Here is a 1,803-nt window from a genome sequence, read left to right on the forward strand (position 1 = left end):
GCGCCGGCACGGCCGGCCGGGCCAGCCACGCGGGTGAGGCCGGCGAGTTCGGCCGTCCGCAGGGCACGCCGCTTCGGGCTCGCCGCGACCAGCAGGAAGGACCAGAGCGCGAGCCTGCCGGCGAGGCGGACGGCCTGCTTCTCCCCGTCCGGGGTAAGCGGCACGTCCGTCACCCCGGTGTGCTGGCCGGACCGGCTCCAGGCGGTCTCGCCATGGCGGATCAACACAAGCCGGCCTGATGGAACAGACACCGACCCTCCCGCACATCGCCTCCGGACATCGGGAGATCACACGACGCGCGTGGACGTCACCAGGCTCGCCGCCGCCGGCGCCGACGGCGGCCGGCGCCGACAACCAGCAGCAGGACACTCCCCGTTATGATCACGCGATCCCAGCGGACGGTGCGTCGCAGGACAAAAGGCGATCCGGTGCCGCCCGCCAGAACCTGGCCGTCTCGCGCCTCATCAACGGCGAAAGTCTTCTCGCCACCCCCGTCAAAGCCCGCGGTAATCGCATCAGGCCCGGCGAATGTGCCGGAGATCACTTTTTGGCGGAGTTCAGCCACCCGGCCCCTGATCTGCTCACCGGTCCGTTCGGCAATCCTTCTGGGACTCACGAGCTCGGCAATCGCGTCTAGAGTCACCGCCAGCTCGGCGCGGGTATTCTCGATCTGCTGCTGGATGGCAGCCGGGTCCTGCGGCACCGATGTCGCCCTTTCCTCCGCGCGATGACTGCCTACCTGATCTTTGGCCCCGTTGGCCTGGGCACCTCGGGAGACTCGCATATCTGGCAACACTGGACCACCCGAAAATACCCGTCCACCGTGTGAAAACACCGTGACGGCCACGAACGGCCGGACCGACGCCGGGGAACCAGTGGCCGTCCGCGGCACGATCACCGGAAACCGGTGAATCGCGGAGCGGGGCGACGGCTGGCCCGCGGCGCTGCCGAGGATCGTGCCAGAACGGGCACCCAGGCGCGAGGCGAAACGGCGGTGGAGCGGCACAGCTCACCAGCCTCGCTGGAGGCAGCCGGAGACTGGCGGAGACTGGCGGAGAGCACGGCCCACGCACCGGTTGTCTACCCTGGTTGGGTGAACTGCCGACCGTGTCCGGGCGAGGAGCGGCCCCGGTGCGCTGTTCGCCCGGCTCTGTCCACGGTGAAGGCGGCTTGGCGCGGACCGCTCGGGCAGGGGGCCCGGCTCGCCGTCCCATCCGTCGCGCTGGCGATGCCTGCTCATCTGCCGTCGGCCGGTCTGCCGTCGGCCGGTCTGCCGTCGGCCGGACCGGGACCAGGCCTCGTACCGAGCTTCTTTGCCATGATCGGCCTGATCGTGATCGTCGCTGGCTGGCGGGCCGCGGGCTGGCGCCCTTGGCTCGACGGCCCGGTGGGATACGCGGCGGCGCTCGGGACCCAGGCCGGCCCGCACGGGCTCCTCAACATGGGCCACGCCGCAAACTTCCGGTCCTCCCTGGTGCGCCGGATGCCCAGGTATTGCGGGTATTGCCCGTTGTCCGCGGCCGCAGGCGCCCACGCGGGCCGGCCCGCCGTCCCGGTCATTCCCGATGTTCGTACGGCTTCCGCTCAGTACGAGGAGTTATGCCACTATCTTTCCATTTCGCGCGCCGTCGACGCCGGCTGCTCGCCACCGTGCCGCTGGCCGCGCTCGTATTCGTCGCTGCCGGCTGTTCCTCGGGCAGCGAATCAGCAGTCACCATCTTGGATGACTCCGGGGCGTCCAAGGGACTACGCGGAACCGCGCTCCCTCAGCCGATCGACAAGCCGGCCCTGAATCTGACGGAC

2 protein-coding genes and 1 pseudogene are annotated in these 1,803 nt (G+C 70.0%); 1 reads left to right on the forward strand and 2 read right to left on the reverse strand.

All coding sequences use genetic code 11. The features are described from left to right. Both MJ783_RS04685 and MJ783_RS04690 read right to left on the reverse strand, forming a co-directional pair. The coding region (locus MJ783_RS04685; protein WP_239308683.1) for a phosphoglycerate mutase family protein at nucleotides 1-251 on the reverse strand (251 nt) is incomplete at its 3' end. Between the two features lie 56 nt (nucleotides 252-307). Next, nucleotides 308-703 carry a DUF3618 domain-containing protein gene (locus tag MJ783_RS04690; protein ID WP_239308684.1) on the reverse strand — a complete coding sequence of 132 codons (396 nt, stop codon included), beginning with the start codon at nucleotides 701-703 and terminating at the stop codon, nucleotides 308-310. Between the two features lie 896 nt (nucleotides 704-1,599). Between MJ783_RS04690 and MJ783_RS04695 the strand changes: the two are divergent. Further along, nucleotides 1,600-1,803, forward strand: a pseudogene (locus MJ783_RS04695) (hypothetical protein); the annotation flags it as partial.

Origin of the sequence: Protofrankia sp. Cj3, from assembly GCF_917627355.1 — a bacterium.
GTDB lineage: Bacteria > Actinomycetota > Actinomycetes > Frankiales > Frankiaceae > Protofrankia.